The organism is Bifidobacterium sp. W8114, from assembly GCF_016101165.1.
GTDB classification, from domain to species: Bacteria; Actinomycetota; Actinomycetes; order Actinomycetales; family Bifidobacteriaceae; genus Bombiscardovia; species Bombiscardovia asteroides.
This window is the reverse complement of the sequence record NZ_JACFRA010000003.1, coordinates 253,849-277,744: the sequence shown is the minus strand read 5'-3', so window position 1 is coordinate 277,744 and position 23,896 is coordinate 253,849. Positions and strand designations below refer to the sequence as shown.

Below are 23,896 nucleotides of genomic sequence, written 5' to 3'. Positions count from 1 at the left end.
TCAGGGGGGTGGGCAATATGTCAACTTTGGGACATGCCACTGTTCCCATTGCCTAATCATCACTGTACCGACAAAGTAGGGACAACGCAAACCGACAAGCCGAACATGTAAAGGCCCCGCCACTTATACAGCGGCAGGGCCTTGTTATCTTTCCTGGAACAGGCGATCAGTGCCTGTTATCCAGCCGATGGTAGAGTTCGGCTGCACGCAGGTCGGCCTCGAAACGCCGAGGTTCGGTGTTTTCGTCTATGACGGCCAGTTCCACGCCAGCCATGCGGGCGAAGTCCTCCCAGGCCTCACGACCCACGGTGGTGGTCATGCAGGTATGATGAGCCGCGCCGGCGCGCAACCAGCATTCAGCCGAAACCTTGAGCGATGGCCGGGGCTTCCAGAGAGCGCGTGCCACAGGCAGCTTGGCCAGGGACCCGCCGGGCTCGACCACATCCACCACATTCATGACCAGGCGGAAACGCTCGCGTACATCCGCCAGGGAGACGACCACAGCATCACTGCAGGGGGTGGCCGTGAAGACCAGACGCACCGGGTCCTCCCTGTCGCCTATGGACAGGGGGTGGATCTCCAGGCGGGGCCGTCCCTCGGTCAGCAGCGTGGGCGAGACCTCCAGCATGTGGGCGCCCATGATCTCCTCATGGCCTGGCACGAAGTTGTAGGAATAGTCCTCCATGAGCGAGCAGCCGCCCTTGAGCCCATAGCCCATGACGTTGCCGATCCGGATCAGAACCGAGGTCTTCCAGTCACCCTCTGCCGAGAATCCGTACCCGTCAGCCATCAGCCGCTGGGCTCCCACGCCGGGCAGCTGACGCAGGCCTCCCAGATCCTGGAAGTTGTCAACGGCGGCAGTGGCGCCCACCTCTTCCATCATGGCCCGCATGCCGAGCTCCTCGCGGGCGGCCACCACAAGGGAGTCGTACCGGGAGTCCAGAAGTTCGGGAGCCACCTCATAGCTGCGCTTGTAGTCCTCTATCAGATCCTTGACCTGGTCGTCGGTGACGGCGTTCACATGGTCCACCAGTTCGTTGACCGGCCAGGTGTTGACGGAGACGCCGAAGACCCTCTCGGCCTCGGTCTTGTCGCCCTCGGTGACGGCGACGTCGCGCATGTTGTCGCCCCAGCGGCAGACCTTCATGTTGTTGGCGGCATCCCAACCGGCGCAGGCGCGCGCCCAGACGCCGATCTTGTCGGCAACCTCGGGGTCGGCGTAGTGGCCGACCACGATCTTGCGCGGGATTCCCAGCCTGGTCAGGATGTAGCCGAACTCACGGTCGCCATGGGCCGACTGGTTCAGGTTCATGAAGTCCATGTCGATGGTGTCCCAGGGGATCTCCACATGATGCTGGGTGTTCAGTTGCAGGAGAGGCTTGCGCAGCTTCTCCAGACCCCTGATCCACATCTTGGCAGGACTGAAGGTGTGCATCCAGGCCACCACGCCGATGCAGGCCGGGTTCGACGAGGCATCGACCATGAAGTTCAGGATGGAATCCGAATCCTTCAGCGTGGGCTTCAAGACCAGCTTGACCGGGATCCTACCCGAGTCGTTGAGCGACTGGGCGATGTCCGCCGCCTGGACGCCCACCTGGCGCAGGGTCTCCTCGCCGTAGAGGTCCTGCGAACCAACGGCGAACCAAAGCTCCTTGCCCTCGAAGGGATTTTTCATGCTCATACTTGCTCCTTTGCTTATGCTTTACGGCTCAGTGCTGGCCGTAGACGTGCTGGTACCGGTCGTTGAGCTTGGCTATATCGGCCGGATCAATGGGCTTGGGCGTGCCGATCTGCTCAGCCGCCCAGACCGTGTGGGCCACCTCCTCGGTCATGGCCGCCGCCTTGACGGCAGCCTCGGCATCGGCCCCCACGGTGAAGGGCCCATGGTTGCGCATGAGTACGGCCGGGCAGCCCGGGTGATCCTTTAAGGTATCGACCACGCCCTTGCCGATGGCCTCGGAGCCGATCAGCTCGAAGGGCCCCACCGGCACGGGGCCGCCAAACTCGTCGCCCATCATGGTCAGCACGCAGGGGATGTCCCTGCCCGTGGCCGCCCAGGCGGTGGCATAGGTGGAGTGGGTGTGGACCACGCCATAGACCTCGGGCATGTGCCGGTAGATATAAGCGTGGGATAGTGTGTCCGAAGAGGGAGCCTCAGTACCATCCACCACATTGCCATCCAGATCGGTGACCACCATGGATCCCGGGGTCAGATGCTCATAGCGCACCCCCGAGGGCTTGATGACCATCAGATCAGCGGAGCGCAAACGCTGCGAGACGTTGCCCGCCGTCCAAACCACCAGATTCCACCTGGTCAGCTGCGCATGCAGGGTGGCCACCTGCTCGCGCACCAGTTTCACCTCATCGCGCACCTCGGGCGAATAATCAGCCAAGGACACCATCAGCAACTCCTTTTCCCGGCCCGATCACGCTGATCCGGCCGCTTGACGTTTTCAGCTCTCGTCCTCATCCCTGCAGGGGGATGGTCTTCACAGCCGCCTGCTCGATGGGCAGACCCTTGGTGAAGCGGTCGAAGAAGGTTCTGAAGCCCTTCACGTCGGCCGGGTCCGGCTGTTCTGTTGTAGACTGAACGCCCGCGAATACATTGGCATCCAGATAGTCGGCCAGGGTCTGGTCGGCATGACCCAGGTAGTCGGCCAGCACGGCCATCCCCCAGGCACCTCCTTCCACAGCGGTGGACATGACCTTGATGGGGGCATTGAAGGCGGCGGCCAGGATCCGCTGGGCCACCTTGGGGGTGGCGAAGATGCCGCCGTGCCCGACCATGGTGTCCACCTGGACATGCTCCTGGCGGGTCATCACATCCATGCCGATGGTGACCGGCGAGAAGGCCGAGAAGAGCTGGGCGCGCATGAAGTTGGCCAGGGTCATCCGTCCCTCGGGGCCACGGGCGAAGACGGGCCGGCCCTCCTCCAGGCCAGCCAGGAACTCCCCGGAATAGAAGCAGTAGTTGATCAGCCCGCCTGCATCCTTGTCTCCAAGGAGCGCTTGGTTGAACAGGGTGGCGTAGAGCGCATCCCCCTTGAGATCCAGACCGGCGGCCTTGGCGAAGTCCCCGAACAGCCCCACCCAGGCGTTCAGATCCGAGGTGAAGTTGTTGGCATGGCTCATGCCGGCCGGATCCCCAGCCGGTGTGGTGACCGGATCCACCTCGGGGTGGAAGTCACGCAGGGGATGCTCCAGAACCACCATGGCGAAGATGGACGTGCCTGCAGACACGTTGCCGGTGCGGGGACGAACCGCGTTGGTCGCCACCATGCCGGTTCCCGCGTCGCCCTCGGGCGGGGCCATGGGCACGCCCGGCTGCAGCCGACCACTGGGATCGAGCAGGGCGGCACCTTCTGCGGTCAGTACCCCCGCATCGCTGCCGGCGGTCAATGGCTCGGGCAGCAGGTCGTGGATGTCCCAGGGCTGGGCCTGGACACGGGGCAACCGGGAGAAGATGTCCAGCAGGCCCTGGTCGAACTCCTTGCGGGAGGAGTCGATGGGGAACATGCCCGAGGCATCGCCGATGCCGATGACCTTGCGGCCGGAAAGCCTCCAGTGCATGTAGCCTGCCAGGGTGGTGATGTAGGCCACCTTCCGCACATGCTCTTCGCCGTTCAGGATGGCCTGGTAGAGGTGGGCGATGGACCAGCGCTCGGGAATATTGATCTTGAAGACCCGCGAAAGCTCCTCGTGTGCCTGGCGGGTGTTGGTGTTGCGCCAGGTGCGGAAGGGCACCAGCAGCTGGCCATCCTTGTCGAAGGCCAGGTAGCCGTGCATCATGGCCGAGACCCCCATGGCGCCGATTTTGGTCAGCGTCACCCCGTACCGGCGACGGACGTCCTCGGCCATGGCCGCATAGGCCGCCTGCAGACCCTGGTGGATCTGGTCCATGGAGTAGGTCCAGAGGCCGTCCTCCAGCCGGTTCTCCCACTCGACGTCCCCGGTGGCCAGCGTCCGGTAGTCATGGTCGATCAGTACAGCCTTGATGCGGGTGGAGCCGAATTCGATGCCCAGACTGGTCGTGCCCTCCTTTAGTTCGCTTACGATGACGCCTTGTTCGCCAACAACCATGTCCGCTCCTTTGCCTGATATGTTAACGCTCACATAGTCTGGTTACGATTGTAACTGAGACCCGAGCATCAGGCAAGCCCGCGGGATGCGGACCGACGGTGGTCAGAGGCGCTTGACTGCGTAGCCCAGGGACCGACGCTGAATCACATCCGCCTGGATCAGCCCCACACCGTGATGGGTGACCGGGAATTCCACCGGCTGCCCCTGGTGAAGAAGGGCCAGGACCTGCCGCATGGTAGCCACCCCCAGATCCTCAAAGCGGGGACGAACCGTGGCCAGCGGCGGAAACATGTTGTCTACCGTGGGAACGTCGTCGAAGCCCACCAGACTGATGTCACCGGGAATGCGTATGCCGTGCTCCTGCAGGGATCGGGCCACACCCACGGCCTGGTTGTCGTTGGCCGTGACCACGGCTGAGGGCAGGGAGGTGCCGCTCATCCCCCGCTGATCAATCAGGTGGTTCATCAGCGTGTAGGACTCCCCAGCCTCCCAGCTGCGGGCGTGGACCACAGCCGTTCGTATGCGGCAGCGGGCGCAGGCCACCTTCCAGGAAGCCAGTCGGGTGGCGGCGTCCCGCCATTGCGCAGGACCGGCCATATAGAGCACCCGTCTATGGCCTCGGGAGACCAGCAGCCGGGCCAGCCGCTGCACTGCACCCCACTGATCGATTCCGGTCAGGGCAATCCGGCCGTCGCCCCGGCGGCGGCTCAGGGCCTCTTCGACGCTGGTGATCCCATGCGTCGAGGTGACGATGACCCGGGGCTGGCTCACCTCAACCTGGCAGGCGGCCCGGAACATGGTGTCGGTGGGCGTCAGAAAGATGAAGGCATCCACATTCTGCTCCAGGAAGGTGCCGCAGAGCTCCTGGAATCCGGCAAGCGTGCAGGCTGACTCGTCCACCATCATGACCGACATGAACAGACCATGGGAACGGGCCACGGTCTCGATGGCCGTTATCGATGAGACAGGACCGAAGAGACTGACACCGCCAGCCACCAACCCAATGGTCCGGCTGCGGCTGGATGCCAGGGCCCGCGCAGAGTTGCTGGGTCGATAACCCAGCTTCCTGATGGCCTGCTGGACCTTGATCCGGGTGGCGGGAGAAACGTCCTTGGAATTGTTGATGACCCTGGACACAGTCTGATGGGAGACCCCGGCCAGCCGGGCAACCTCGAACATGGAGGGGCGCTTGGACCGTGACCTGCCCCCGTTGCCTGCGGGCATGTGACCTTCTTCCGATAGCCGTGTCGACCGTTCCGATATTAGCCCCTGCAGGGACCGGACGAGGGCAAATGCCAGCTGACCCGGTGCAGACGGCTGGGCCCCAGACGGCGAATGGCCTCCAGGTGTGCACGTGACCCATAGCCCTTGTTGTGCTCCCACTGGTATGGGGCCAGGGCGGGATCGGAGGCGGCCAGGCGGACCATAAGCCGGTCACGGGTGACCTTGGCGATGACCGCTGCGCAGGCCACACTGGCACAGTGGGCATCGCCCTTGACCTGGGTGGACACCTTGGGCAGAACCGGAAGGTCGGGGGCGTCAAAACTGTCGGCTGCCGGGGTGATGTAGTCATTGGGGCCGTCAAGGATGGCAGCCAGGCGGCGGCCAGGCCCCAGGTTCATCCCATGCTCCAAATCGGCCAGCGCACGCAGGGCGGCAATGCCCAGGGCATGGACGATGCCCCACTGATCGATCTCATGATTGGAGCAGGCTCCCACCGCCCAGCCTGCAGCCCAGTCCTCCAGGTCACGATACATGGCCAGCCGACGCGCGGGGGTCAGCATCTTGGAATCCGCCACCCCGTCAGGGACTTTCAAATGGGGCAGGTCGGCCGACCTGACCGCCACCACGCCGACCATGGCCGGCCCCGCCAAGGCTCCCCTGCCGACCTCGTCCAGGCCCAGCACATACTCAGCTCCCTGGTCAGCCAAGGCAACCTCGGTGGCCAGGGTCGGCAGAATCCGTCTCACAGCCGGTTCAGTCCTGCGTCGGCTCGGGCACGGAGTCGAAGACCTTGTGCTGGTTGTTGAGCAGCTTCCAGCTGCCCACCGGGTAATAGGTCAGCAGTGCGGTGCCCTTGATGTTGTCCATGGGGACCAGGCCATTGTGACCGTCGTCCTTGTGCAGGCGGGAGTCGGCGGAGTTGGAACGGTTGTCGCCCATGACGAAGACGTACCCAGGATCCACCTTGACCTTGAAGGCAAAGGAGCTGGGCTCCACTCCTGGGCGCAGGTAGGAGCTCTCGTCCAGGGCGACGCCGTTGACGGTGACCGGGGCGCCATGACCCTTGCAGGCCACCGTGTCGCCGGGCATGCCAATCAGGCGTTTGACCAGGTGATTGCCACGGAAGCTGGGCCCGGACTCTTCACCCAGCCAGTTGGCAGGGTCAGTGAAGACCACCACATCCCCTCGGCGGGGGGTCACCATGGATCTGGTCAGCCGGTGAGTGGTCAGGATTCTGTCCCCAATGCCAAGGGTGTTCTCCATGGAGCCGGAGGGGATGACATAGATGCTGAACAAAAATATGCGCAGGATGGCAACGACGGCCAAGAGGGTAACCAGCTCGAACAGAAACTCGGGCAGGAAACCGCGTTCACCCAGCCGCGGGTGACTGCCCTTGGTGGAGCCGCGTCCATCGGGACGGTCCAAGGCATGACGGGGCGGCACTGGGGCTGAGGTGGCTCGTATGCCGTCGGGGTACGGGATTCCCGACGGGGTCGCTTCCTCATCCCGAAAGGCCATATCCACTCCTTGTCATCCACCGGAACCCGCACGCAAACAGGTTCCGCATGCCTCATAGCGTACACACCCAAGCATGGAAAAACCCGGGATAATTGCTTCCCGGGTGTTAGCGGTCAGGCCTGGGCTGGGTCGCCCTGGCCGAAACCTACTTGTTGGAATCGGCCTTGTTGTCGCGACGCTCGACAATGCGGGCGGCCTTGCCGTGCAGACCACGCAGGTAGTAGAGCTTGGCGCGGCGGACACGGCCGTGGCGCAGTACCTTGATGGAGTCAATCTGCGGAGAGTGCAGAGGGAAGCGACGCTCGACGCCCACGCCGAAGCTGACCTTGCGCACCAGGATGGTCTCGCGCACGCCGGAGCCCTGACGGGCGATCACCACGCCAGTGAAAGCCTGGATACGGGAGTTGTTGCCCTCAGTGATGTTGACGTTGACCTCGACGGTATCGCCGGGGCGGAAGTCGGGGATCTGCTCCGCAGGCTTCATGTGACTTGCGTCAAATTCCTGAATCGCGTTCATGCTGTTCCTCCATGGCCGCCGCACATCGACCCATGACATGGATCGCAACCACCAAAGGAGGCGATCCTGGACGGAACCCGACGGTCTGCCGTCGGGGGTGCCGATCCGCCGGAGCATCCGGCTGGACCTGAAAGGAAGGGAGCCCATGCGGCAGCCGCCCTTCCGGCGAACAACTGTTCAATAATATACCACGAGCCGGACCTGCAAGGGCCCGGCTGGATATCAGCGGCGGTGGGCCCTGTAGAAGGCAATCAGGGACTTTGTGGACTGATCCTGCTCGGCCAGCGCCTGATCGTCCCGGGAGATGGCTGGGGTGATCTCGCGAGCCAGCTTCTTGCCCAGCTCAACGCCCCACTGGTCGAAGGAATCAATGCCCCAGACAGTGCCCTCGGTCAGCGTAATGTGCTCGTAGAGGGCGATCAGCTCGCCCAGAGCGGCTGGAGTCAGCGCGTCACCGAAAATGGAGGTTGTGGGCCGGTTGCCGGTGAAGACACGGGCAGGGACGATGGCCTCCGGAGTGCCCTCGGCGCGGACCTCGTCGGCGGTCTTGCCAAAGGCCAACGCCTTGGTCTGGGCCAGGAAGTTGGCCAGGAAGAGTTCATGCACGTCCTGGTCGCCGTCCTTGGCAGGGTTGGGGGTGTTGGCGAAGGCTATGAAGTCAGCGGGGATCAAACGGGTGCCCTGGTGGATCAGCTGGTAGAATGCGTGCTGGCCGTTGGTGCCGGGCTCCCCCCAGAAGATTTCGCCGGTCAGGCTGGTCACTGGCGTGCCGTCCCAACGCACGGACTTGCCGTTGGACTCCATGGTCAGCTGCTGCAGGTAGGCCGGGAAACGGTGCAGATACTGGTCATAGGGCAGCACGGCGTGCGAGTGGGCGCCGAAGAAGTTGACATACCAGACGTTGAGCAGGCCCATCAGGGCCACCACGTTCCGATCCAGAGGAGTGGCGCGGAAGTAGCGATCAACGGTGTTGAAGCCCTTGAGGAACTCCTCGAAGCGCTCGGGGCCGATGGTGATGGCCAGGGAGGTGCCCACGGCGGAATCCACCGAGTACCGGCCGCCGACCCAGTTCCAGAAGCCGAAGACGTTGTCCGGATCGATGCCGAAGTCGCGCACCTTGTCCAGGGCGGTCGAGACGGCGATGAAGTGCCGGCGGATGGCCTCGGCCGAGAGGTCCTCGCCGTCCTTGGACAGCAGGCCGCGCTCCCCCAGGCTCTTGAGGAGCCAGGCGCGGGCCTGGCGGGCGTTGGTCAGGGTCTCCAAGGTGGTGAAGGTCTTGGAGACGATGATGAAGAGCGTGGTCTCCGGATCCAGATCGCGCGTCTTCTCGGCCAGGTCGTTGGGGTCGATGTTGGAGATGTAGCGGGCGCTGATGCCGGCATCCGCGTAGGGCTTCAGAGCCTCGTAGGCCATGACCGGGCCAAGGTCGGAGCCGCCGATGCCGATGTTGACCACGGTGGTGATTCGCTTGCCGGTCAGACCGGTCCAGCTGCCCGAGCGAACCTGGTCGGCAAAGGCGTAGATGCGCTTGAGTGTGTCGCGGACGTCGCCCACCACATCCTGGCCGTCCACCATCAGCCGGCCGCGGTCCTCCTCGGGGCGGCGCAGCGCTGTGTGTAGGACGGCCCTGTCTTCGGTGTTGTTGATGTGCTCGCCGTTGAACATGGCCTCGATCCGCTCCTCAAGGCCGACCTCGCGGCCCAGCTGGGCCAGCAGGGACAGGGTCTCGGGCTGAATCAGGTTCTTGGACAGATCGATATAGAGATCGCCCAGCTCGAAGCTGAGCTTTTCTGTGCGCTGCGGGTCCTTGTCGAACCATGCGCGCAGATCGATCCCCTGGCGCTGCATGTCGTCGAAGTGCTGGTGCAAGGCCGCCCAGGCCTTGGTGCTGGTAGCGTCCACTGGAGGATTGATGGCCATGGTTGTTCGGGTCCTTTCATGAGGTGATGCCCGGTCTACCGAGCACCCGGTTCTGTAACCCAAACTACTCACAAAAGCAGACAGAAGACAACAAAATCAGTCAATCTTCTGAGCCAAGTCGGATTGTGCTCAGAGTATGTCGTCACAGCCGTACTGGGCCAGCTTGGCCACCATGTCCTTGACTTCCTGACTGCGGGCCCGGGGGGCCACCAGGAGCGCGTCGGGAGTGTCGACGACGATCATGTCATCCACACCGAGAAGGGCGACCGTGCGTTCGGAGCCTGGCACGACCATGTCCCCAGCGGAATCCAGATACATGACCCGGTCGGCATCCCCAAGAATCTTGATGTTGCGCCTGTTGGAGGACGGCAGCAGACCCGCCACTGAATTGAAGTCGCCGATGTCATCCCAATCGAAACCCCCGGGAACAACCGCCACGCCGCCAGCCGCCGATAGGGGCTCGGCCACGGCATAGTCGAAGGCAATCTTCTCGATGCCCGGCCAATGCTCCTCCATAGCCTGGCTACGAGCCTGCCCACCCTGATCCCAGACCTGGGCGATGGCCATGACGGCGGCGTGGAGCTCCGGCTTGTAACGACGAAGGCAATCCAGGAGCACCTGCGCCTGCATGACGAACATGCCCGCATTCCAGCGATACTCTCCTGTTGACAGGTAGGCCTGTGCCGTAGAGGCATCCGGCTTCTCGACGAATTCGCTGACCAAGCGGGCATCAGGGGCCCCGGGAATGCGATCGGCCAGGGAAGGGCCTTGGTGGATGTAGCCGAAGGCGGTGGAGGGACGGGAGGCGGCGATGCCGATGGTGGTCACATACCCGGCTCGGGCCGCTGCCACCGCCTGCCCCACTGAGGCCGCAAACGCCTTGTCGTCTCGGATGACGTGGTCGGCGGCGAAGGAGCCCACGATGATTTCCCCGCCGTGCCGCTGTGCCAGCACAGCAGTAGCCAGGGCAATGGCCGCCGTGGAATCGCGAGGAACAGGCTCGGCGAAGAGCGCGTCCTCAGCCAGATCAGGAAGCTGCTGACGCACCTGATCCACATGCCGCTGGCCAGTGGAGACGACCACATGATCGGTCCCGCAGATGCCAGCCAGCCGGTCAAAGGTGCCCTGGATCATTGTTCTGCCTGACCCCAACAGATCGTAGAGGAACTTGGGCCGGTCCTGGCGGCTCAATGGCCAGAGCCGGGTACCCACGCCACCGGCCGGAATGACGGCATAGAAATCATTGAGATCCATGCCCTCCATTGTGTCAAGAAGCTTGTACACCCTTGGCCCGAAGCTCAAGGCGTTTTTATCGCGCGCATCCAGTATGATGTAGCATGTTGTCTTCTTCCGGCAGGTCCGGACGGAAGGCGAAGGCCACTTTAGCTCAGTTGGCAGAGCGTCTCACTCGTAATGAGAAGGTCGACAGTTCGATTCTGTCAAGTGGCTCTTTCACCAGCTGCCCTTTCAACGGCAGGGCATGTCGTACGCGCGAGTGGCGTAATGGTAGCCGCGCAGGATTTAGGTTCCTGTGTCTTCGGACGTGTGGGTTCGAGTCCCATCTCGCGCACAGGAATTAAGAACAGGGCCTGCGAACAGGCCCTGTCTGATGCTGCCGTGGTCAGTGCCGGCTTTCCTGCTTGTTTCTCAGACAGGCCACAAAGCCGACCAGGCCCAACGCCATAAGCGACAGGATCCTGAGCACCGAAAGCGGCCATCCACCGGTCAGAGGCAAAGCCGAGTTGGAAGGACGGAACTCCAGCTCATGCGACACCGGAGCCGACTGGTTCCCGCCCTGGAACCTGCCTTGGGCATCAGGGCCCTCGGCATCGTCGGAAAGCACCTGAGCTGTAAACTCACCCTGGTTGACACCCTCAGGCGGAGTCGCCTGCCATGAACCCTGGTCCCCCACAATGACATCGGTGCTGTTGTTGCCATTTCCAGGCCAGGTTATCCGGACAGCGGTCCCCTTGGTCTCGGGAACCTTCCTGTCCCCGTCCACGTACTTGTAGGCCTTGCCAGCCACCTGGAAGACGTCGTACCGCTCCAAGACCAGTGTGGTGGACGTCATGTCGACCTTGCGCTCGATGAATGCCGGATTCGATCGGAGGTTCATCGGGTTGATCATCTCAACCTGGAAGGTATAGGTCTGCGTCTCGTCGCTGCCGTTGTAGCCAGCGAACTTGTCAGCAGGTATGTTCAGCGTCCAGGACCAGGTGGAATCCGCCGTCTTGGTCAAGCCCAGCGTAAGACCTGTCGCGGAATCCGCGACGGAAGACACAGTGCCGGCCGCTACGTCCCGTAGGAAGGTGTTGGCCGAGGTGGTCACCAGGGGCGTCCAGTCCGAGTCAGCATTCTGCTTCATGGAAACAGCCATCCTGGAATCCGTCATCCCCAGCCCTCCCGAGGACCAGGCCGTATACACAGGCGACACCTCACCCTTGAATGTGACCACCGAATCCGCCGGGAGACTCCCGTTTACCGTGTGGGGCACGGTGACCGAGAACTTGCTCGTATCCGGGACGTTCTCGCCTGAGACGAAATAAGCCGTGCCGATATTCGAGAAGTAGGAGGTCAGGCCGAACCCGGAGATAGACTCAGTCACCCAGGCATGGTACCGTCGGTAGCCGCTGTACTTGTTGCCCGGATCCGGCGACGGATACTGCTTGTTCGTGTCCTGTATCCGCCAGGAACCCCCCTGCTTACTGCCAGTGTCGACCTCACACACGGTCTCGCCCAGCCTGAATCCCCATGTATCCGAGCCTTTGACCAGGTCATCGCCATTCGTGCCCTGCCCCTCCACAATGGGATTATTGGGATCCTCGCCGTAGAGAACGACCTTGTTGGGACGCGCAGGATCCTTGGAAGGCATGCACTCGCCACTGATCACCGGCTCGAGCTTGGTCGTATACACGCTCCCCGAAGCATCCAAACCGGCATCCTCGCCATTTTCGATCTTGGTGATCGTCGGATCATCGGGGCGAGGCACGTCATACTTATAGAAGGCACTGTTGATCGTCCAACCCGCAGAGAGATTCGTATCCTTTTGCACGGCGGACATACCATCGTTTATCCCTACAAGACCAGCGCTCTTGGGGTCGTACACTTCAGGACTGACAGTGCAAGCGCTGCCGTCCCGGTTCGTGGTGACAGGCCAGGTGACCATCTTGAAATAGCCGTCAAGATCCTGCTTCTCCTTGGCCTCCTTGAAATCAATCCCGCCATCAGCCTTCTGAGCAGGCATGGGATTGCCATCCTTATCAGTGGCAAAAAGCACGTTGGGGTTGTCGAGATATTGAGGATCCTTCGGACTCACGTTGAAGGCGGAATACTTACTGACTTGGGCCGCCTTGCTGGTAGTGGTAGTCGCCGTATTGGGAGACGGCTGCTGGCCTGTCACCAGGACCGGCTCAGGGGTCAGCTCATCAACAGGCACCCACTCGCTATCCTTCAGAGCCACCCACTGGTAATAGTAGGAATTGGTCTCAGAACAGATGCCATCAGGATTGTCATTTGTACTGCCACGCGGATTCAGCCAGTACACGAAGAACGACCGTGCCGGAGCTGTGCCCGGAGCAGTGCCGGCGATTGGCCCAGTAGCATTGCTCTTATAATCAGGAAAACCGTAATCCGTCACCATGCCCCAATTAGCCTGATTGTTTTGGTAGAGATTTGGGTTGGTGTCCCAACCAACCCAAGAATAGGGGCCACTGCACTTCATATCCTCTTTGCTGTCCAAGCAGTAACCCATATACACTTTCATCTGTTTATCCTGGGACATGCTCGCTGTGATATTTGAATATCTATCCTGAGCCTGTAAATCACTCATGGAAGCCGGATCAAAATTTTTGCAGTTATCGGTAGTCCAGGACCAGGAAGAATTGCCGCAAGACAGGGCGGTATTCTGGTCACCAACGATGGCAAAGACATTCAAGGGCTCAGGGTGACCGCCAACCGCAAATTTTGCGGGATCTGGAGACTTATCCTTAATGTTCATATCACCCTCAATGGATATGGTCAGGTAGTCATACAAACCAGAATTGATGATCTTGTGAACGGTGAAGAACTCATCCTGATTCCTGGCCCAGGCTAGGGCGCCATCATAAGCGTTGGCATTTTTATTGCTGTCTACGTAATCATCCGGGGTAATAGTGTTCATATACCGCACGCGTCTGTAATAGTCAGGATTTTCAGAACCAACAAACTGATATATGAAAGACAAATTGCATTGTGACGGATTTTTGGTATCAGTCCCACCAACACCGACGCAATCCGGCTTAAATTCATTGTGCTTCACGCGCAGGATGAAGTCCATGCGCAGCTCATCCTGGTAGGCATCGATCCTGTCGTTGAAGGCCATCATCCTATAGAGCAGGGGTTTTCTGCTGGCTGTTTCGTCCTGTCCATCGACGGCATTGGCCCGATTGGCCGAAAGGGCGCTCAGCCCAAGCGGAACAACCATGGCCAGCGTCGCCAGAAGGGTTACCAGAACGGCGATGATCGGACGGCTCGCATGCTGCGAACCCTTGGCGATCCGTTCTTGCAAACGCTTCAATACAATACCCCCAAATCAAGTTACAATTATGCTTAAGAGCGGCTAAACTTTGCTCTTTTAATCTGTCCCCAATTGCTTCGACTCTATCATAGCGATAAAAAAATGGCATCTTCGCTTTTTCCATACATGCTCCACGAGCACTGGAATTGCAAGCATTATCCGGGATTCCGATAGGGTGTGTCACGACCGGTCTTGCGCGACCGTTTATGGTCTTCATCTTACTGGTTTGAGTTGGAGGTGGAGGCCACTTTGTCATGGAAAAGTCGACAATTCGCTTCTGTCAAGCGACTCTTCCACCAGTGGCCTTCAGACGTCTAGGCTCGAGTCCCATCTCGCACAGGCAACACAAGCAGGGCCTGCCCTCACCCCCAAATTCCTTGGAGATGAGCACAGACCCTGCCTTATGCCCGCCGGAGAATCAGTATCGGCTCTCCTGCCTGTTCCTCAGGCAGGCCACAAAGCCGGCCAGACCCAGTATCAGCATCAACAGGATCTTGAACACGGAAAGCGGCCATCCTCCAGCGAAGGGCAGGGATGAGTTGGAGGGCCGGAATTCCAGCGCATGCGACACCGCAGCCGACTCGTTTCCTCCCTGGAAGTTGCCACTTTGAGGATCAACGCTTTCGGCATCATCGGAAGAAACCTGAGCGGTGAATTGTCCCTGGTTTATCCCCTCAGGCGGAGTCGCCTGCCATGAACCCTGGTCTCCCACGGCGACATCGGTGCTGCTGTTGTCGGGCCAGGTTATATGGACCAGAGTCCCTTTAGTCTCAGGAACCCTCGTGTTGCCATTGACATACTTATATGCCTTGCCCGCCACCTGGAAGACGTCGTACCGTTCCAAGCTCAGCGTGGTCGGCGTAATATCAACCGTCCGGTTGGTGGAAACCGGATCCGAAGGGACATTCAGAGGGTTGATCATCTTAACCTGGAAAGTATATTTCTCTGTCTCATCGTCACCGTTGTAGCCGGTGAATCTGCCAGCAGGTATCGTCAAGGTCCAGGACCAGGTGGAAGCCGCCGTCTTGACGACCTTGAGCACAGAGCCCGATGTGGGGTCAGCGACGGAAGGCGACGTGGTATTGACCGCCGCATCCCTCTGGAAGGTGTTGGCCGGAGTGGTCACCAGACTGGTCCAGTCCGAGGCAGTGTTCTGTTTCATGGAAATGGCCATCCTGGAATCAGTCATCCCCAGCCCTCCCGAGGACCAGGCCGTATATATAGGCGAAACCGAGCCCTGGAAGGTGACGACCGAGTTTGCCGGTAGAATCCCGTTTTTCGTATGGGGCACTGTGACGGAGAGCTTGCCATCCGGAGCATTCTCGTTGGAGACGAAATAGGCTGTTCCTATATTCGAGAAGAAGGAGGTCAGGCCGAACCCGGAGGCGGACTCGGTCACCCAGGCATGATAACGCCTGTACCCGTTGTACTTGTTGCCGGGATCCGGCGATGGATACTGCTTATTGGTGTCCTGTATCTGCCAGGACCCTCCCTGCCTGCTCTTGGGATCGACCTTGCACACCGTTTCTCCCAGCTTGAACCCCCAGGAGTCCGAGCTTTTCACCAGGTCGTCACTGCTCTTGCTCTGCTCCTCCGTGAAAGGATTGCCGGGATCCTCGCCGAACAGAGTAACCGTGTTGGGATGCGTGTCGTCTTTGGAGGGAGTGCACTCGCCGCTGACCACCGGATCAAGCTTGCCGGTATAGACGCTTCCCGAGGCATTCAAGGAGCCATCGGTGTCATTCTGAATGTTGGTGATGGTCGGATCATCGGGACGAGGCACATCATACTTATAGAAGGCAGTATCGATAGTCCAGCCTGCACTCAGGTTCTCATCTTTCTTCGCGTCAGACATGCCATCATCGATACCCACAAGACCTTTGCGCATGGGGTTGTATACTTCGGGATTGACATTGCAGTTGTTGTCGGTGCCGGTGTCATTCAAATTCTTGGTCACAGGCCAGGTGACCATCTTGAAGTAGCCGTCAAGATCCTGGTCTTCCTTGGCCTTCCTGAAGTCAATGGAGCCATCAGCATTCTGAGCGGGCATAGGCTGGCCGTTCCTGTCCGTGGCAAACATCTCATTGGAATTACTCGGTTTTTTAGGCAAATTGAACGCCGCATTATCGTCGACTATTCCTTGGGTCCAATAAGTGGATGTCAGTGTGTTCGGGCTTGGCTTCTGACCCTCCACCAAGATCGGCTCAGGAGTCAGATCATCGACAGGCACCCATTGGGTGTTGTTTTTGAGACCTACCCATTGATAGTAATATGAGGTGGTCTCGGAGCATATACCCTTGCCTATATTGCCTCCACGAGGATTTTCCCAGTACACGAAGAAAGAGCGGGCCGGAGCCACCCCGGGTTGAGTACCGTTGACATTTCCAACAACGTTTCCATTACCAACGTCAGAATAGGCAGGAAAACCATAATCGGTCACCATGCCCCAGTTAGCCTGATTCCCACCATAGAGCTTCGGATGGTCATCCCATCCGATCCAGGAGTACGGTCCGCTGCATTGAAGATTAGCATCCGAGCCCAGGCAGTCCCCCATATACAGCTTGAAGTTCTTACCGTTCGCCGTTAAAGATTCGGTAATATTGGATGTTCTATCCGGCGCATTAATCATGGTTTTAGAATCGAAACTGCCACACTCATCAACTCCGGAATTCCAATTCCACGGAGAACCGGGACTACCACACGACAGCGCTCCCTGCTGTTGGCCAACGACCGCGAACACATTTAAGGGCTCGCTTGTACCACCAGCTTTATAGTATGAAGGATTAGAGGAATTATCCCTGAGGTTCAAATCGCCTTCAAGGGAAATAGCAAGGTAGTCATATAAACCAGAGTTTATTATCTTATGTACTGTGAAGTATTCTTCTCTATTTTGCGCCCACTTGTAGGCTCCAGACCAAGGCTTACTCGTAGACGATGCTGAAGCTATAGTGTTCAAATACTTTATCCTGCGATACCAGGTTCGATTCTGCGAACCCCAGAACGGATAGACAAAGGATAAATTACAAGTGCCCTGAGTATCGGCACCGTTGGTAGCATTGGCGCAATTAGGATTGAAATCGTTATGTCTCACGCGCAGGATAAAATCCATGCGCAGCTCATCCTGCCAGGAATCAATCTTGTCGTTGTAACCAAGCATCTTATAGAGCAGCGGCTTCCTGCTAGCTGTCTCGCCTTGACCAGCGATGGCATTGGCTTGGTTTGCCGACAGAGCGCTGAGCCCGAGCGGAACAACCATGGCCAGGGTCGCCAGAAGGGTTATCAAAAGAGCAACTATGGGGCGATCCACATGCCGTGGACCCTTATTGCCCTGTTCTTGCAATCGGTTCAACACGTTACCCCCACACCTCAATGCAACCATCTCCAGAATCAGATGGACTGCACGCTTGATTGGTCCCCGGTGCAGGCCACGAAACCCTAGAGCACAAGTGCTACATCCTTATTTATGGCATCTTCTCTTCCCCTTACATGCTTTAAGAGTACCGAGGCTGAAAGCGTGATCTGGGATTCAGATAGGGTGTTTCGCGGCCGTCCACCATCTTGACTAAGGACTGTCTGCATGGGTAATGAGGTCGGTTGGGCAACGGCAGGACCCCACCCATCCTCTCAACTCCGTGGGGTGGGGGGACCTGTCTTATGTCCTGGTTCAGTGCCGGCTTTCCTGCTTGTTCCTCAGACAAGCCACGAAGCCAGCCAGGCCCAGGGCCATCAGCAGCATGATCTTGAGCACCGAAAGCGGCCATCCGCCGGTCAGAGGCAAAGCCGAGTTGGAAGGCCGGAACTCCAGCGTGTGCGACACCGGGGCCGACTGATTCCCGCCCTGGAACCTGCCTTGGGCATCAGGGCCCTCGGCATCATCGGAATGCACCTGAGCAGAGAACTGCCCCTGGTTGATCCCCTCAGGCGGAGTCGCCTGCCACGAACCTTCGTCCCCCACAACGACATCCGTGCCGCTGCCGCCGGGCCAGGCTATATGCACCATAGTCCCCTTGGCCTCGGGAACCTTCGTATCCCCGTCCACATACTTGTAGGCTTTCCCTGCCACCTGGAAGACGTCGTACCGTTCCAGGACCAGCGTGGTGGGTGTCATGTCGACCTTCCGCTCGATGGACGCCGGCTCTGAACGGATGTTCATCGGATTGACCATTTCAACGCGGAAATCATACATCTGTGTCTCGTCATTGCCGTTGTAACCGCTGAATTTGTCGGCAGGGATGTTCAGCGTCCAGGACCAGGTGGAAGCTGCTATCTTGTTCAGGCCCAGCGTAAAGCCCGTCGCGGAATCTTCGGCGGAAGACGTGGTGCCAGCCGCCGCGTCCCGTAGGAAGGTGTTGGCCGGAGTAGTCAGCAGGCTGGTCCAGTCCGAGGCTGTCTTCTGCTTCATCGAAACAGTCATCCTTGAATCCGTCATCCCTAGTGCTCCCGAGGACCAGGCAGTATATACAGGAGACACTTCACCCTTGAACACGACGACCGAGTCCGCCGGCAGGCTCCCGTTGACCGTATGGGGCACCGTCAGCGAGAACTTGCTCGCATCCGGCACGTTCTCCGCGGAGACGAAATAGGCAGTGCCGATATTCGAGAAGTAGGAGGTCAAGCCGAATCCGGAGATAGACTCGATCACCCAGGCATGGTACCGCCTGTAGCCGCTGTACTTGTTGCCTGGATCCGGCGACGGATATTGCTTGTTGGTGTCCTGTATCTGCCAGGACCCTCCCTGCTTGCTCTTAGGATCGACCTTGCACTCAACTTCACCCAACCAGAACCCCCACGTGTCCGCGGCTTTCACCAGGTCATCGCCATTCGCGCCCTGCCCCTCCGCAATCGGATTGGCAGGATCCTCCCCGTAGAGAACAACCTTGTTGGGGCGCGCAGGATCCTTGGAAGGCGTGCACTCACCACTGATCACCGGATCAAGCTTCGACGTATACACACTGCCCGAAGCATCCAAAGCGCTGTCGGCGTCATTTTCGATCTTCGTAATCGTTGGATCATCGGGGCGAGGCACATCATACTTATAGAAGGCACTGTTGATCGTCCAGCCCGCTGAAATATTTCGTTCTATATCTGAGCTGTTCATGCCGTCACGGATTCCGACGAGGCCCTTCTGATCAGGGTTGTACACTTCAGGGCTGACGGTACAAGCGCTGCCATCCCGGTTCGTGGTGACAGGCCAGGTGACCATCTTGAAATAACCGTCAAGGTCCTGCTTCTCCTTGGCCTCCTTGAAATCAATCCCGCCATCAGCCTTCTGGGCAGGCATAGGCTGGCCGTTCTTGTCAGTGGCAAACATCTCATTGGGATTATCCGGCTGTTTGGGCAAGTTGAAGGCGGAATACTTACTGACTTGGGCCGCCTTGCTGGTCGTGGTAGTCGCCGTATTGGGAGACGGCTGCTGGCCTGTCACCAGGACCGGCTCAGGGGTCAGCTCATCGACAGGCACCCACTCGCTATCCTTCAGAGCCACCCACTGGTAATAGTAGGAATTGGTCTCAGAACAGATGCCATCAGGATTATCTCTAGTGCTGCCGCGCACATTCAGCCAGTACACGAAGAAAGAGCGGGGCGGAGCTGTTCCCGGAGCAGTGCCGGCGATTGCCCCAGTAGCAATGCTCTTATAGTCAGGAAAACCATAATCCGTCACCATACCCCAGTTAGCCTGATTGCCACCATAGAGATTAGGGTTGCTGTCCCACCCTACCCAAGAATACGGGCCACTGCACTGAAGATCAGCACCCGTGCCCAGGCATTCTTGCATATACAAGGTGAAATCCTTGCCATCTGCCGTTAAGGCTGAGGTAATGTTGGATACCCTGTCCGGCGCATTGATCATGGTGTCAGGGTTAAAATTGCGACAATTATCGATTCCGGTGCTCCAACTCCATGGACTACCGGGACGAAGGCAGGATAGGGCGTCGTCCTGTTTGCCAACAACCGCGTAGATATTCACCGGCTCGCTGGCCCCACCAGGCTGATAATATGACGCATCGGCAGAATTCTTAAGAGCCAGATCACCCTCAATGGAAACGGTCAGATAGTCATACAAACCGGAATTGATTATCGTGTGCACGGTGAAATACTCATCTTTATTTTGCGCCCACTTGTAGGCTCCGGACCAGGGCTGATCCGAGGATGACGCTGAGGCTATGGTGTTCAGATACTTTATTCTGCGATAAAAGGAAGTGTCATCTGACCCCTTGTACTGATAGACGAAAGCCAGATTGCAATTGCCCTTGGTATCGGCACCAGAAGTGGCGTCGGCACAAGAAGGGTCAAACTCGTTGTGTTTTACCCGCAGGATGAAGTCCATGCGCAGCTCATCCTGATAGGAATCAAGCTTGTTGTTGTAGCCCAACATCCTATAGAGTTTGGGCTTTCTGCTGGCCGTTTCGTCCTGTCCATCAATGGCGTTGGCCTGATTGGCCGAAAGTGCGCTCAGCCCCAACGGAACAACCATGGCCAGCGTCGCCAGAAGGGTTACCAGAACGGCAATTATCGGACGGTTCACACCTTGTGAACCCTTAGCGCCCCGTTCTTGCAAACGCTTCAATACAATACCCCCAAACCACAATGAAATCATGCTCCAGAACAAATCAAGTCTGCTTTTGGCCTACCCCCAATTAAGGCAACTGCACATAGAGCACAACAATGCATATAAATTGTTCTTTGCCTTTTCAAGGCTACAGAAATGAAGGGCAAAATCTGGGATTCAAATCGGGTGTTTTGCGGCGGTTCAAGTTCTCGACCATGCAGGACCAGCACCCAGCTGGTAAGAAGCAATATGTTGTCTTCTTCGGGTCGTTCCGGATTGGGGGCGAATACTGCCTTGGCAGCAGCGGCACAGGAATGAAAAACAGGGCCTGTCTTCATCTGCCAAATTGCTTGCAGGTGGGCACGGGCCCTGTCGTATGCTGGGGGGGTCAGTGCCGGCTTTCCTGCTTGTTCCTCAGACAAGCCACAAAGCCAGCCAGGCCCAATGCCATCAGCAGCAGGATCTTGAGCACCGAAAGCGGCCAGCCGCCGGTCAGCGGCAAAGCCGAGTTGGAAGGACGGAACTCCAACGCATGCGACACCGAAGCCGACTGATTGCCGCCCTGGAACCCGCCCTTGGGGTCAGCACCCTCGGCATCATCGGAAAGCACCTGAGCAGTGAACTCCCCCTGATTGACGCCCTCAGGAGGAACCGCCTGCCACAAGCCCTGATCACCAACAGTCACATCCGTGCCAGTATTGTCAGGCCAGATCACATGTACCACGGTGCCCTTGGTCTCTGGAACCTTCGTGTCACCGTTTACATACTTGTATGCCTTGCCCGCTACTTGGAAGACATCGTACCGCTCCAAGGTCAGCGTGGTCGGTGTGATGTCGACCTTCCGCTCGATGGACACCGGGCCCGAACGAATGTTCATCGGGTTGATCATCTCAACCTGAAAGTCATACATCTGAGTCTCATCGCCGCCGTTGTAACCGCTGAATTTGTCGGCAGGGATGTTCAGCGACCACGACCAATTGGAATCCGCCGTCTTGGTCAAGCTAAGCGTGAGGCCCGTCGTGGAATCCGTGACAGCTGACGGAGTATTGACCGCCGCATCCCTCTGGAAGGTGTTGGCCGGAGTAGTCAGCAGGCTGGTCCAGTCCGAGGCGGTGTTCTGCTTCATAGAAATAGCCATCTTCGAATCAGTCATCCCCAGCTTCCCCGACGACCAGGCCGTATACACAGGAGATGCCACACCCTTGAACGTGACCGCCGAACCCGCCGGCAGACTCCCGTTGACCGTATGAGGCACCGTCACCGAGAACTTGCTCGCATCCGGCACGTTCTCCCCCGAGACGAAATAAGCCGTGCCGATATTCGAGAAGAACGAGGTCAAGCCGAAACCAGACGTGGACTCGATCTCCCAGGCGTGATAGCGCCTGTACCCGTCATACTTGTTGCCTGGGTCCGGCGATGGGTATTGCTTGTTGGTGTCCTGTATCTGCCAGGACCCTCCCTCCCTGCTCTTGGGATCGACCTTGCACTCAACTTCACCAAGCTTGAACCCCCACGTGTCCGCGGTCTTCACCAAGTCCCCGCCGTTCTGGCTCTGCTCGTCACTGATTGGATTGGCGGGATCCTCCCCGTAGAGAACAACCTTGTTGGGATGCGCGGCATCCTTGGAAGGCGTGCACTCGCCACTGACCACCGGATCAAGCTTCGATGTATACACGCTCCCCGAAGCATCCAAGCTACCATCTGCATCATTCTGGATGTTGGTGATTGTCGGATCCTTAGGGCGAGGCACATCATACTTGTAAAAAGCACTGTTAATCGTCCAACCAGCAGACAGGTTTCGTTCTATATCCGAGCTGTTCATGCCGTCACGTATTCCGACAAGACCTTTCCGCTCAGGGTTGTACACCTCAGGGCTGACGGTACAAGCGCTGCCATCCCGGTTCGTGGTGACAGGCCAGGTCACCATCTTGAAATAGCCGTCAAGACCCTGCTTTGCCTTGGCCTCTTTGAAATTAATGGAGCCATCAGCCTTCTGGGCAGGCATAGGCTGGCCCTTCTTGTCAGTGGCAAACATCTCATTGGGATTATCCGGCTGTTTGGGCAAGTTGAAAGCCGAATACCTACTAGCTTGGACTTCCGCGCCTACTGTGGTAGTCAACGAATTGGGAGACGGCTGCTGGCCTGTCACCAGGACCGGCTCAGGGGTCAGCTCATCAACAGGCACCCACTCGCTATCCTTCAAAGCCACCCACTGGTAATAGTAGGAATTGGTCTCAGAACAGATGCCATCAGGATTATCTCTAGTGCTGCCACGCACATTCAGCCAGTAGGCGAAGAAAGAGCGGGGCGGAGCTAGGCCCGGATCAGAGCCCGGCATTTTCCCAAGAGTAAGGCTATTGTAATCAGGAAAACCATAGTCGGTTACCATGCCCCAGTTGGACTGACTGCCACCATAGAGTAAGGGATTGCCATCCCAGCCAACCCAAGAATACGGGCCACTGCACTGAAGATCAGCGCCCTTACCCTGGCATGTCTGCATATACAAGGTGAAATCCTTGCCATCTGCCGTTAAGGCTGAGGTAATGTTGGATACCCTGTCCGGCGCATTAATCATGGTGTCAGGTTTAAAAATGCCACAGTCATCGATTCCTGCGACCCAATTCCATGAACTACCAGGAACAAGGCAGGATAGTGTCCCTTTCTGCTGTCCAACAACCGCATAGATATTCACCGGCTCGCTGGCCCCACCAGGCCGGTAGTATGACGCATCGGCAGAATTCTTAAGAGCCAGATCACCCTCAATGGAAACGGTCAGATAATCATACAAACCGGAATTGATTATCGTGTGCACGGTGAAATACTCATCCCTGTTCTGCGCCCACTTAGAGGCTCCGGACCAGGGCTGATCCGAGGATGACGCTGAAGCTATGGTGTTCAGATACTTTATCCTGCGATAGTATGTTGGGTTTTCTGAACCCCTGTACTGATAGACAAAGGCTAGATTACAACTGCCCGTGGTGTCGGCACCCTTGGTACCATCGGCGCAAGAAGGATCGAACTCGTTGTGTTTCACGCGCAGGATGAAGTCCATGCGCAGCTCATCCTGGTAAGCATCGATTTTGTTGTTGTAGCCCAACATCCTATAGAGCAGAGGCTTCCTGCTGGCCGTCTCGTCCTGATCATCGACGGCATTGGCCTGGCTGGCCGAAAGCGCACTCAACCCAAGCGGAACAACCATGGCCAACGTCGCCAGAAGGGTTACCAGAACGACGATGATCGAACGGCTTACGTGCAGTGATCCCCTATTGCCCCGCTCCTGCAAACGCCTCAATACAATACCCCCCAAACCACAATGAAATCATGCCCCAGAACAGATAGAACAGATCAACTCCGCTTTTGACTTATCCCCAATTAAGACAACTGCATATAGAGCACAACAAAGCGTCTTCAATTTTTCATTACGGCTCCAAATCGTACAGAAATAGAAGGCGCGATCTGGGATTCAGATAGGGTGTTTTGCGACTTTCCGAAATCTTGACCCCGACAGGCCCAGCAACCAGTTGGCGAGAAG

13 protein-coding genes and 2 tRNA genes are annotated in these 23,896 nt (G+C 58.5%); 2 read left to right on the top strand and 13 right to left on the bottom strand.

The features are described 5' to 3' along the window. Positions 1 to 166: 166 nt before the first annotated feature. From araA to H3T89_RS05755, 9 genes are all read right to left on the bottom strand, one after another. A complete protein-coding gene (gene araA / locus H3T89_RS05795; RefSeq protein WP_198203674.1) occupies positions 167 to 1,681 on the bottom strand; it encodes an L-arabinose isomerase in 1,515 nt (504 codons plus the stop codon). A gap of 28 nt (positions 1,682 to 1,709) precedes the next feature. Further along, positions 1,710 to 2,402 (bottom strand): L-ribulose-5-phosphate 4-epimerase, encoded by a 693-nt coding sequence (locus tag H3T89_RS05790; RefSeq protein WP_015021401.1) that lies wholly within the window; start codon positions 2,400 to 2,402, stop codon positions 1,710 to 1,712. Between the two features lie 64 nt (positions 2,403 to 2,466). Then, entirely contained in the window at positions 2,467 to 4,080 is a 1,614-nt protein-coding gene (locus H3T89_RS05785) for a xylulokinase (protein WP_198216481.1), read from the bottom strand. A 102-nt stretch (positions 4,081 to 4,182) separates the two neighbouring features. Further along, positions 4,183 to 5,304 (bottom strand): LacI family DNA-binding transcriptional regulator, encoded by a 1,122-nt coding sequence (locus H3T89_RS05780; protein WP_015021398.1) that lies wholly within the window; start codon positions 5,302 to 5,304, stop codon positions 4,183 to 4,185. A 38-nt stretch (positions 5,305 to 5,342) separates the two neighbouring features. Further along, positions 5,343 to 6,050, bottom strand: coding sequence for a ribonuclease HII (locus H3T89_RS05775; protein ID WP_015021397.1), 708 nt, complete (start codon positions 6,048 to 6,050; stop codon positions 5,343 to 5,345). A gap of 7 nt (positions 6,051 to 6,057) precedes the next feature. After that, positions 6,058 to 6,822 (bottom strand): signal peptidase I, encoded by a 765-nt coding sequence (gene lepB, locus H3T89_RS05770; RefSeq protein ID WP_015021396.1) that lies wholly within the window; start codon positions 6,820 to 6,822, stop codon positions 6,058 to 6,060. Between the two features lie 145 nt (positions 6,823 to 6,967). Beyond that, positions 6,968 to 7,339 carry a 50S ribosomal protein L19 gene (rplS, locus tag H3T89_RS05765; RefSeq protein WP_015021395.1) on the bottom strand — a complete coding sequence of 124 codons (372 nt, stop codon included), beginning with the start codon at positions 7,337 to 7,339 and terminating at the stop codon, positions 6,968 to 6,970. A gap of 222 nt (positions 7,340 to 7,561) precedes the next feature. Continuing rightward, on the bottom strand, positions 7,562 to 9,259 hold the full coding sequence (pgi, locus tag H3T89_RS05760; RefSeq protein ID WP_015021394.1) for a glucose-6-phosphate isomerase: 1,698 nt from the start codon (positions 9,257 to 9,259) through the stop codon (positions 7,562 to 7,564). A gap of 129 nt (positions 9,260 to 9,388) precedes the next feature. After that, positions 9,389 to 10,513 carry a mannose-1-phosphate guanylyltransferase gene (locus tag H3T89_RS05755; protein WP_015021393.1) on the bottom strand — a complete coding sequence of 375 codons (1,125 nt, stop codon included), beginning with the start codon at positions 10,511 to 10,513 and terminating at the stop codon, positions 9,389 to 9,391. Between the two features lie 122 nt (positions 10,514 to 10,635). Between H3T89_RS05755 and H3T89_RS05750 the strand changes: the two genes are divergently transcribed. Continuing rightward, positions 10,636 to 10,708: transfer RNA gene (locus tag H3T89_RS05750), tRNA-Thr, on the top strand. Positions 10,709 to 10,748: 40 nt separating this feature from the next. Further along, positions 10,749 to 10,829, top strand: a tRNA-Leu gene (locus H3T89_RS05745). A gap of 51 nt (positions 10,830 to 10,880) precedes the next feature. Here H3T89_RS05745 and H3T89_RS05740 read toward each other — a convergent pair. The 4 genes from H3T89_RS05740 to H3T89_RS05725 all read right to left on the bottom strand — a co-directional run bounded on the left by H3T89_RS05740 (position 10,881) and on the right by H3T89_RS05725 (position 23,656). Beyond that, the gene (locus H3T89_RS05740; RefSeq protein WP_198216480.1) at positions 10,881 to 13,814 is read right to left on the bottom strand and encodes a hypothetical protein; all 2,934 of its coding nucleotides are present in this window, start codon (positions 13,812 to 13,814) and stop codon (positions 10,881 to 10,883) included. Positions 13,815 to 14,232: 418 nt separating this feature from the next. Next, positions 14,233 to 15,864, bottom strand: a complete 1,632-nt coding sequence (locus H3T89_RS08990; protein ID WP_232348485.1) for a hypothetical protein — start codon at positions 15,862 to 15,864, stop codon at positions 14,233 to 14,235. 1,614 nt (positions 15,865 to 17,478) lie between these two features. Beyond that, positions 17,479 to 20,340 carry a hypothetical protein gene (locus tag H3T89_RS05730; RefSeq protein ID WP_332461047.1) on the bottom strand — a complete coding sequence of 954 codons (2,862 nt, stop codon included), beginning with the start codon at positions 20,338 to 20,340 and terminating at the stop codon, positions 17,479 to 17,481. A gap of 412 nt (positions 20,341 to 20,752) precedes the next feature. Continuing rightward, on the bottom strand, positions 20,753 to 23,656 hold the full coding sequence (locus tag H3T89_RS05725; protein WP_198203669.1) for a hypothetical protein: 2,904 nt from the start codon (positions 23,654 to 23,656) through the stop codon (positions 20,753 to 20,755). Positions 23,657 to 23,896: the final 240 nt, after the last annotated feature.

Coding starts and splice junctions, on each gene's coding strand:
- pgi (WP_015021394.1), bottom strand. CDS start 9,259: ATGGCCATCAATCCTCCAGTGGACGCTACCAGCACCAAGGCCTGGGCG.
- lepB (WP_015021396.1), bottom strand. CDS start 6,822: ATGGCCTTTCGGGATGAGGAAGCGACCCCGTCGGGAATCCCGTACCCC.
- rplS (WP_015021395.1), bottom strand. CDS start 7,339: ATGAACGCGATTCAGGAATTTGACGCAAGTCACATGAAGCCTGCGGAG.
- H3T89_RS05780 (WP_015021398.1), bottom strand. CDS start 5,304: ATGCCCGCAGGCAACGGGGGCAGGTCACGGTCCAAGCGCCCCTCCATG.
- H3T89_RS08990 (WP_232348485.1), bottom strand. CDS start 15,864: ATGCCCGCTCAGAATGCTGATGGCTCCATTGACTTCAGGAAGGCCAAG.
- H3T89_RS05790 (WP_015021401.1), bottom strand. CDS start 2,402: ATGGTGTCCTTGGCTGATTATTCGCCCGAGGTGCGCGATGAGGTGAAA.
- araA (WP_198203674.1), bottom strand. CDS start 1,681: ATGAGCATGAAAAATCCCTTCGAGGGCAAGGAGCTTTGGTTCGCCGTT.
- H3T89_RS05755 (WP_015021393.1), bottom strand. CDS start 10,513: ATGGATCTCAATGATTTCTATGCCGTCATTCCGGCCGGTGGCGTGGGT.
- H3T89_RS05785 (WP_198216481.1), bottom strand. CDS start 4,080: ATGGTTGTTGGCGAACAAGGCGTCATCGTAAGCGAACTAAAGGAGGGC.